Source organism: Halopseudomonas sp., from assembly GCF_041579695.1.
Taxonomy (GTDB): domain Bacteria; phylum Pseudomonadota; class Gammaproteobacteria; order Pseudomonadales; family Pseudomonadaceae; genus Halopseudomonas.
Map to the genome: position 1 here is coordinate 1 of NZ_JBFGFI010000099.1, position 7,941 is coordinate 7,941.

10 protein-coding genes are annotated in these 7,941 nt (G+C 60.4%); 4 read left to right on the forward strand and 6 right to left on the reverse strand.

Going from position 1 to position 7,941, the window contains the following annotated elements; genetic code table 11:
* The 4 genes from prmC to ABYA88_RS14080 all read left to right on the forward strand — a co-directional run.
* Positions 1 to 697 (forward strand): peptide chain release factor N(5)-glutamine methyltransferase (gene prmC, locus ABYA88_RS14065; RefSeq protein WP_373188023.1); only part of this gene is annotated, 697 nt, incomplete at its 5' end.
* Entirely contained in the window at positions 690 to 1,442 is a 753-nt protein-coding gene (locus tag ABYA88_RS14070; protein WP_373188024.1) for a molybdopterin-synthase adenylyltransferase MoeB, read from the forward strand. The genes prmC and ABYA88_RS14070, both read left to right, overlap by 8 nt.
* 3 nt (positions 1,443 to 1,445) lie before the next feature.
* Positions 1,446 to 2,234: a glutamate racemase gene (gene murI / locus ABYA88_RS14075; protein WP_373188025.1), complete on the forward strand. Its 789-nt coding sequence runs from the start codon at positions 1,446 to 1,448 to the stop codon at positions 2,232 to 2,234.
* A gap of 86 nt (positions 2,235 to 2,320) precedes the next feature.
* On the forward strand, positions 2,321 to 2,848 hold the full coding sequence (locus ABYA88_RS14080; RefSeq protein ID WP_373188026.1) for an acyloxyacyl hydrolase: 528 nt from the start codon (positions 2,321 to 2,323) through the stop codon (positions 2,846 to 2,848).
* Between the two features lie 25 nt (positions 2,849 to 2,873).
* Here the strand turns inward: ABYA88_RS14080 and ABYA88_RS14085 are convergent, their stop codons facing one another.
* The 6 genes from ABYA88_RS14085 to ABYA88_RS14110 form a co-directional block, all read right to left on the reverse strand.
* Positions 2,874 to 3,398, reverse strand: a complete 525-nt coding sequence (locus tag ABYA88_RS14085) for a DUF2878 domain-containing protein (RefSeq protein WP_373188027.1) — start codon at positions 3,396 to 3,398, stop codon at positions 2,874 to 2,876.
* A 19-nt stretch (positions 3,399 to 3,417) separates the two neighbouring features.
* Positions 3,418 to 4,638, reverse strand: coding sequence for a class I SAM-dependent methyltransferase (locus tag ABYA88_RS14090; protein WP_373188032.1), 1,221 nt, complete (start codon positions 4,636 to 4,638; stop codon positions 3,418 to 3,420).
* Between the two features lie 109 nt (positions 4,639 to 4,747).
* Positions 4,748 to 5,566 (reverse strand): DUF1365 domain-containing protein, encoded by an 819-nt coding sequence (locus ABYA88_RS14095; RefSeq protein WP_373188028.1) that lies wholly within the window; start codon positions 5,564 to 5,566, stop codon positions 4,748 to 4,750.
* Entirely contained in the window at positions 5,566 to 6,813 is a 1,248-nt protein-coding gene (locus ABYA88_RS14100; RefSeq protein ID WP_373188029.1) for an NAD(P)/FAD-dependent oxidoreductase, read from the reverse strand. Before ABYA88_RS14100 ends, ABYA88_RS14095 begins: the two co-directional genes overlap by 1 nt.
* Entirely contained in the window at positions 6,813 to 7,586 is a 774-nt protein-coding gene (locus ABYA88_RS14105) for an SDR family NAD(P)-dependent oxidoreductase (RefSeq protein ID WP_373188030.1), read from the reverse strand. The genes ABYA88_RS14100 and ABYA88_RS14105 overlap by 1 nt, the downstream gene beginning before the upstream one ends.
* Positions 7,583 to 7,941 (reverse strand): nuclear transport factor 2 family protein (locus ABYA88_RS14110; protein WP_373188031.1); only part of this gene is annotated, 359 nt, incomplete at its 5' end. The genes ABYA88_RS14105 and ABYA88_RS14110, both read right to left, overlap by 4 nt.

Below are 7,941 nucleotides of genomic sequence, written 5' to 3' on the forward strand. Positions count from 1 at the left end.
GCTGGAGGCCACGCGAATCGACGCGTTTAACCGGTTGCTCGACCGGCGTCGCGGCGGTGAACCGATAGCGTATCTGTTGGGCGAGCAGGGTTTCTGGAGTATTGATCTGCAGGTCAGCGACGCCACACTGATTCCCCGGCCTGACACCGAACGCCTGGTCGAGCTGGCGCTGGAGCTTGGCCCGCGCGGCGCTGCCCGGGTACTGGATCTGGGTACCGGTACCGGTGCGGTGGCGCTGGCGCTGGCCGGCGAGCGTCCGAAGTGGCAAATCACCGCAACGGATGTGGTCCCGGCTGCGGTTGCGCTGGCCGAGAATAACCGCAAGCGTCTTGGCCGCGAGAATGTCCGGTTGGTAACAAGCGACTGGTTTGCCGCGCTCGATCGCACCCCCTTTGACCTGATTGTTTCGAACCCGCCGTACATCGGCATCGACGATCCGCATCTGCAGCGCGGCGACGTACGCTATGAGCCGGCCAGTGCGCTGGTCAGTGGCGCTGACGGGCTGGACGCGATCCGACACATCGTGCAGCGGGCCCCCGGATACCTGCGCGGTGACGGCTGGCTGCTACTGGAACATGGCTGGGAGCAGGCCGATGCGGTGGCCGCGCTGCTTCGTGAGAGGGGGTTTGCCCATGTTCGCTCCTGGGCGGATCTGGCCGGCCAGCAACGCGTGAGCGGAGGACAGTGGCATGGATGATCAGCAGTTGCTGCGCTACAGCCGGCAGATATTGTTGCCGCAAATCGATATCGACGGTCAGCAGCGCCTGCTCGAAAGCCGGGTACTGATCGTCGGTCTGGGTGGTCTGGGCGCGCCGGTGGCGCTGTATCTCGCTGCGGCCGGTGTGGGAACCCTGGTCCTGGCGGACCACGATGAAGTGGATCTGACGAATCTGCAGAGGCAGATCATTCACCAGGCGGCCGATGTCGGGTTGCCCAAGGTGCAGTCGGCAGCCAATGGTATCAAGGCGCTCAATCCAGACGTCGAAACGCTTCTTCTGGAGCAGGCACTTGCTGGTCAGAACCTTGCAGACGCGGTAGCGGATGTCGATCTGGTGGTGGACTGCTGCGACAACTTTGCCACCCGCCAGGCGGTCAATGCAGCATGTGTCGCTCTGCGCCGGCCTCTGGTGTCGGGGGCGGCGATTCGTCTGGAAGGTCAGCTCAGCGTATTCGATTCGCGCCGCGAGGACAGTCCCTGTTATCAGTGCCTGTACGGCAGCGGCGAGGAGACTGCCCTGAGTTGCAGCGAGGCGGGGGTGCTTGGACCGCTGGTGGGGATTATCGGCAGCCTGCAAGCGCTTGAGGCGCTAAAGCTTCTGGCCGGCTTTGGCGAGCCGCTGGTCGGACGCCTGCTGCTGGTGGAGGCACTGACCAGCCGGTTCCGGGAAATGCGCGTGCGTCGCGACCCGGGTTGCAGCTGTTGCGGTCCGGCAGCGGAGTAGGCGATGAATAACGCGTCGATTGGAGTCTTTGATTCGGGGGTGGGCGGGCTCTCGGTGCTGCGGGAAATACGCCAGGCGTTGCCGGATGAATCGCTCCTGTATGTAGCCGACAGTGGTCACGTGCCCTATGGCGAAAAGAGCCCCGAACAGATTCGCGAGCGCAGTCGTGCCATTGCGCGGTTTCTCGTTGGCCAGGGCGCCAAGGCGCTGGTTGTTGCCTGCAATACCGCCACGGCCGCAGCGGTGGCCGATCTGCGCGAGCTCTACGCTTTGCCAATAATTGGCATGGAGCCGGCGGTCAAGCCCGCAGCCCAGGCCACGCGCAGTGGCGTGGTTGGTGTGCTGGCAACCACCGGAACACTGCAAAGTGCGAGGTTCGCTGCACTGCTGGACCGTTTCGCCGGCTCGGTCACAGTAATAACCCAGCCGTGCCCGGGTCTGGTCGAATATATCGAGCAGGGTGAGCTCGAAAGCGCGCGCATGCGTACCCTGTTGCAGCGCTATACTGAGCCGCTGCTGATTGCCGGCTGCGATACGCTGATTCTCGGCTGCACGCATTATCCGTTCATACGGCCGATGCTGCAGTCTGTGCTGCCGCCTGATGTGACGCTGATCGACACCGGCGCGGCGGTAGCCAGGCAATTGCAGCAGCGCCTGATCGGTTCGGCAATGACGGCCGCCGGACCGGCGCAGGCCTGCCGGTTCTGGTCCAGTGGCGACCCGCAGGCGTTGCGCCGGGTGCTGCCAGTGCTCTGGAATGCGCAGGGGGAAGTGGAACTGTTGCCGTTCTGAGTGGACAAAGAAATGTTGGACAGCATTCTGAGCACTTTTGTGGTCTTTCCACAAAGTAACCAGAAATAACTATTCAGGAATGAAAAATGAAAAAAAGCAGTCTTTGGATTGGCTCGGCGGTGCTGGGCTTAGTGGCCTTGCAACCAGCGTTTGCCGGGAAGGGTTTGACTGCCGAAGTAGGGCAAACCTCCGAGTCGGAGATGGTCTATCGATTGGGGATGCAGTTCGATTTCGGACGATCGCTGTGGCAGAGCGATTCGGGAAATGTCCGCATTGAGGGCTACTGGGACGCAGGGCTGACGCGCTGGGATGGCGATGATATTACCTCTGTGTCGATCATGCCGGTGTTCCAGCTGCAATTCGGACAGGGCGCTGGCCCCATTCCGTTTCTCGAAGCGGGCATAGGCGCCGCACTGTTCTCCGAGACCGAGTTCGAGAAAGCTGATCGGGATCTGGGTTCGGCATTCCAGTTTGAAGACGTGATCGGCGCAGGATTGCGTTTCAACTCCGGGTCGCAGGCAGGTATCCGTGCCTACCACTATTCAAACGCGGGCATCAAGGATCCGAATCAGGGTATCAACAAGGTCGCTCTTTACTACCGCATGGCAATCTAGCCACGCCCCGACGGGATTCGATGGCTCAGTTCTTCTGGGCCATCTGCCTGACCAGCCACTGTTGGCGGTAAATATGGGCGAACCCATGCAGCAGCGGGAAAACGATGGCCCAGGTCGCGGCCAGAATCACCAGAGTCATGCCCTGCTCGAGCGGCAATTCAACCTCAGCTATCGCGGCCCCGGCGAAGTAGGAAAGCGGACCTGAAATCGCGCCGAGCAGGCTTGCCAGCCAGATTGGCCGTGCGGTCCACGCCAGACAATGGTTCAGGGTAGTAGCCAGCATCGCCCACAATGCTGCCAGCCACAGAGGCACCAGCTTGGACTCCCCGGGGAACTCGAACACACCGACCTGCATCAGAAACGAATCGATTGCCGCGCCTGCGAGCACCACGGTCACCATCAGTTTGCCCTCGGCAGCCCAGGAACTGATCCAGAAAAAATAAATGCATAGCACGGCTGCCGGTACCAGCAGCCAGGGTCCGGTCCCGCCCAGAACGCAGGCGAACCAGCCGATCTGGAACAGTACTGCGTTGGCGACCATTTTGGTCATGGGCATACTCAGCCGCATCTCATGCTCCGAGGCTGAACAGGTTCAGCTGGGGTCGCGCTTCGGGCTTGGTCAGCAGGATCTGCGCCGTACCGATTGACCTTTCCATGAAACCTCCTTCGCAATAACACAGGTAAAACTCCCACAGGCGGAAAAAGTAATCATCATACCCGAGCTGTTCGAGATGGCTGCGCGCCGTTTTCAGATTCTCGTGCCAGTAACGCAGGGTGCGGGCGTAATGGGTCCCGATATCCTCCAGATGGAGCATAGACAGGTCGGTATGTTTGCGCGTGAGTTCACCGATCAGGCTGACCGAGGGCAGGGAGCCGCCGGGAAAGATATACCGCTGGATGAAGTCGATACTGCCCCTGGCCTGCTCGTAACGCTGATCACGGATGGTGATCGCCTGCAGTAGCATCATGCCGTGGGGTTTGAGCAGCTTCGCGCAGGTTTCAAAATAGGTCCGGAAGTATTCATGGCCCACCGCCTCGACCATCTCGATCGAGACCAGCTTGTCGTAGCTGCCACTGAGTTCACGGTAGTCCTGCAGCAGCAGGGTTACCTGATCTTGCAAGCCCAGTTCTTCCACTCTGGCCCGGGCATAGGCCAGCTGTTCCCGGGATAGCGTGGTGGTGGTGACCTTGCAGCCATAATGCTGGGCTGCATAAATCGCCATGGTGCCCCAGCCAGTGCCGATTTCCAGCAGATGGTCGTCCGCGGTCAGCTCCAGCTTGCGGCAGATGCGTTCCAGCTTGTGCAGCTGGGCCTGTTCCAGGCTTTCACTCTGCGGAGGGAATATGGCGGCGGAATACATCATGGTCGGATCAAGAAAGTTCTCGAACAGATCGTTACCCAGGTCATAGTGCGCCTGGATATTGCGCCGGGCGCCGGAAAGGGTGTTGCGATTGAACCATTGCAACATCTTGAGCGCCGGCCGGCCGAGACGGGCCAGACCCTTTTCCATGCCGTCGAGCACATCCAGATTGCGGACGAAGATCTTGGTCACGGCGGTCAGGTCAGGGGTGGTCCAGAAACCATGAATGTACGCCTCACCTGAACCGATGCTGCCGTTGGAGGCAATCATCGGGTAGGCGGCATGGTTGTGTACATGAATATCGGCATGCAGGCCGTCGGTATCGGGTTGCCCGAACTGCATGATCTCATCACCGTCGTGCACGGTGATCGTGCCCCGATTGATTGCGGCGAGCTGTTTTAGCACCAGGCTGCGGCTAAGCCGGACCATCCAGTTGCGCCTGGTCTTGTCTTCAGCGTCGATATTGCGTGTGTCGCCCAGCAGCGCCATGGTCCTCTCGTGGATATCGGACCTGGCTGAATCACAGCAGGCGGCAGTATCAGGCCTGGTGGACTTCATCGGAATGCTCCTTTGCCTGAATGGCGGTAGTGCCCACGGCGTTGTGCCGTGGCGCGCGATGATCGAAAAACGGAATGCGTTTGATTGCCAGGCGCAATGCCTGCCAGTAGATGCCCATCACGGTCTTGCTCACCATGAACGGGAAGGAAAGTGCTTCCTTGCGCAGCACGGCGGCATCAAGCGGGCGGCGGCTGAGGGTCAGGGTGGCATCGAATAACCGGGTGTCAGCCTGCCAGTCCTCCATATGCACCAGTAATGTTTCACCCGGCCGAGTAAAGCGCATGCGATAGGTCAGCTCGGGTGGCAGGAAGGGTGATACATGAAACGCCTTGCTCAGCTCGAACTGCTGTGCAGACTGGTGTGGGTCGGTGCCCATCACGTAGCAGAAACGCTCGCGCCACGGCGTATTGGAAACCTCGGCAATAATCGCGCGTAGCTCTTCGTTCGCGTCGTGGCAGTAGTAGAACGACACCGGGTTGAACAGCAGGCCGAAACTGCGTACCTGGGTCAGCATCCGCACCGGACCATCTAGTTGCATGCCGAGCTGTTCCTGCACCAGGCGGCGCGCGGCGTCGGCCAGCGACTCACCGTGGCGACGATGGCTGCGCAGATAGTCGCGCTCGCGAAAATGCATCGGCGACCACCAGCGGCCCGACCAGAGTCCACTCAGGGCGAACACCTGTGACTGCTCCTGCAGGTCCAACCACAGCATGCTGATCCGATAGCGAAAGGCATGCTTGCGCGGGGCGTGCCGGCGATGACGGATCACGCCGCTGTAGAGGGCGCTATTGAGGCTCATCAGAGCTCCTCCCCGAGCGCGGAGGTAACACGCAGGGCGCTGGCCACGCCGTCTTCATGAAAACCGTTGGCCCAGTAGGCGCCGCAATAATAGGTATGGTTGGCGCCCGCCAGTTCGTTCCAGCGCCCCTGTGCCGCGGCAGCGGCCAGGCTGAATTGCGGATGGGCATAGGTGAACCGGCGCAAAATCGTAGCCGGATCGATTGTGGCAGTCTGGTTCAGGCTCACGCAGAAAGTCGTTGGCGACTCTATGCCCTGCAGGATATTCATGTTGTAGGTCACCGCCGCCGGCTGCTGCGGATCATTGCCCAGGCGATAGTTCCAGCTGGCCCAGGCCAGCTTGCGGCGCGGTAGCAGGCGCGTGTCGGTGTGCAGCACCACATCGTTGTCGGCATAGCCGATCGCGCCGAGGATTGATTGCTCCTGTTCGCTGGGTTGCGCCAGCATCTGCAGTGCCTGGTCGCTGTGACAGGCGAGAATCACCTTGTCGAAGCATTCCTCGCCCCTTGGACTGACCACGGTTACCCCTGCCTCATCACGACTGATGCTGTTTACCGGGCAGTTGAGGTGGATGGAATCCTTGAATGCTGCGATGAGCGGCGCTATGTAGGAGCGCGAGCCGCCTTCGACTACGCGCCATTGGGGGCGGTCACTGACCGACAGAAGCCCGTGGTTGCGGAAGAAACGTACGAAGAACTGCAACGGAAATGCCAGCATGTCGTCCAGCGGCATTGACCAGATGGCGGCGCCCATCGGGATGATGTAGTGGTCGGTGAAGCGCTGGCCATAGCCCTTGGCGCGCAGATACTCACCGAGGGTGATGTCTGCATCTATCGCGCCATTGTCCAGATCCGCCGCAGCCTGACGGTTGAAGCGCAGAATGTCTCTGACCATGCCCAGGAATGCCGGTGAAATCAGGTTCCGGCGCTGGGCAAACAGGCTGTTCAGGTTGTTACCGTTGTATTCCAGGCCAGTTGCGGGCTCATTGACGGAAAAGCTCATTTCGGTCGGTCGCGAGCCCACCCCCAACTGATCCAGCAACTTGATGAAGTTGGGATAGGTCCAGTCGTTGAACACGATGAAGCCGGTATCGATCGCGTACCCCTGGCCCGCGACCTCTACGTCGACGGTATGGGTGTGACCGCCAATCCAGTCGGCGGCCTCGAATACTGTCACCTCATGTTTGCGCGCCAGCAGATGGGCGCAGACCAGGCCTGAAATGCCGGAACCGACTATGGCGATGCGCATCAGGACTGGCTCCTTTTTGCGGCATCGCGCGCCATGCCCTTGGTCAGTGCGAAGCGCAGGGCATTGGGCAGGGAGCCGATCAGCTTGAGTACGGCAATGAACGGACCGGGAAAGCTGATTTCGCGCCTGCCCTTCTCGATGCCGCTAATGATCGTATCAGCCGCTTTCTCACTGCTCACCTGCATCGGCATGGGGAAGTCATTGTTCTCGGTCAGGGGCGTCTCGACGAAACCCGGGCTGACCAGAGTGACGCCGATATTCCAGAGCGCCAGGTCCAGCTCCAGCGACTGGAACAGGTAGCGTACGGCAGCCTTGGATGCGCCATAGGCTTCGGCTCGTGGCAGCGGGCAGAAAGTCACGCTGCTACCCACGCCGACCAGCCGAGGCTGAACGCCATTGCGCAGCAGGGGCAATGCGGCCTCGATGCAATGGGCGGTGCCCAGCACATTGGTTTGCATGACCCGTCCGAACATCGCAGCTTCAAATTCTGCGACATCCACGTACTCACAGGTACCGGCATTGAGAATCGCCCAATCAAGTGCACCCCATTGCTTTGAAATGGCCTGGCCGACAACTGCCACCTCAGACGCATCGGTCAGGTCTGCCGGCAGTACCAGAATCTGGCCGGGAAAGCGCTCAGCTATCTCCTGCAACGGCTCCTTGCTGCGGGCAGTGAGCGCCAGCAGATGGCCTTTTGCTGCCAGCTTCTCAGCTATTGACCGACCAATGCCACTCGAGGCACCAGTCAACCAGATACGTTTTGGCGCGCTCATGCGAGTCTCCTTTTGAGCCAGCGAATGACACTGCCGAGCAGTGGTACATGCTCATAGAGCATTGCGCCGGCGTCGAAATAGTCGATATGGCGGTATACGAGTTCGTCGCGGAAAAAGATGCAGCTGCAGCCGTCCACGCTGATCTGGCCGCCGCCAGCCAGACGTGGATGACGATAGGTCATGGTCCATCGCAGCAGGCCCTGTCCCTCGGTGACCTGCTGGCATTGATGGAACTCGAACTGCAGATCATCGATGTTGGCGTAGAGTTCGCCGAAATAATCCTCCATGGCCTGCAGCCCGTGTACGTCATGCATCGGATCAGTAAAATGCACGTCAGGGGCGTAAATTTCGCTGA

What these genes read in the sequence shown, in the direction of transcription:
- ABYA88_RS14100 (WP_373188029.1), bottom strand. Translation starts at nt 6,813, where the DNA reads ATGCGCATCGCCATAGTCGGTTCCGGCATTTCAGGCCTGGTCTGCGCC.
- ABYA88_RS14080 (WP_373188026.1), top strand. Translation starts at nt 2,321, where the DNA reads ATGAAAAAAAGCAGTCTTTGGATTGGCTCGGCGGTGCTGGGCTTAGTG.
- murI (WP_373188025.1), top strand. Translation starts at nt 1,446, where the DNA reads ATGAATAACGCGTCGATTGGAGTCTTTGATTCGGGGGTGGGCGGGCTC.
- ABYA88_RS14070 (WP_373188024.1), top strand. Translation starts at nt 690, where the DNA reads ATGGATGATCAGCAGTTGCTGCGCTACAGCCGGCAGATATTGTTGCCG.
- ABYA88_RS14085 (WP_373188027.1), bottom strand. Translation starts at nt 3,398, where the DNA reads ATGACCAAAATGGTCGCCAACGCAGTACTGTTCCAGATCGGCTGGTTC.
- ABYA88_RS14090 (WP_373188032.1), bottom strand. Translation starts at nt 4,638, where the DNA reads ATGGTCCGGCTTAGCCGCAGCCTGGTGCTAAAACAGCTCGCCGCAATC.
- ABYA88_RS14105 (WP_373188030.1), bottom strand. Translation starts at nt 7,586, where the DNA reads ATGAGCGCGCCAAAACGTATCTGGTTGACTGGTGCCTCGAGTGGCATT.
- ABYA88_RS14095 (WP_373188028.1), bottom strand. Translation starts at nt 5,566, where the DNA reads ATGAGCCTCAATAGCGCCCTCTACAGCGGCGTGATCCGTCATCGCCGG.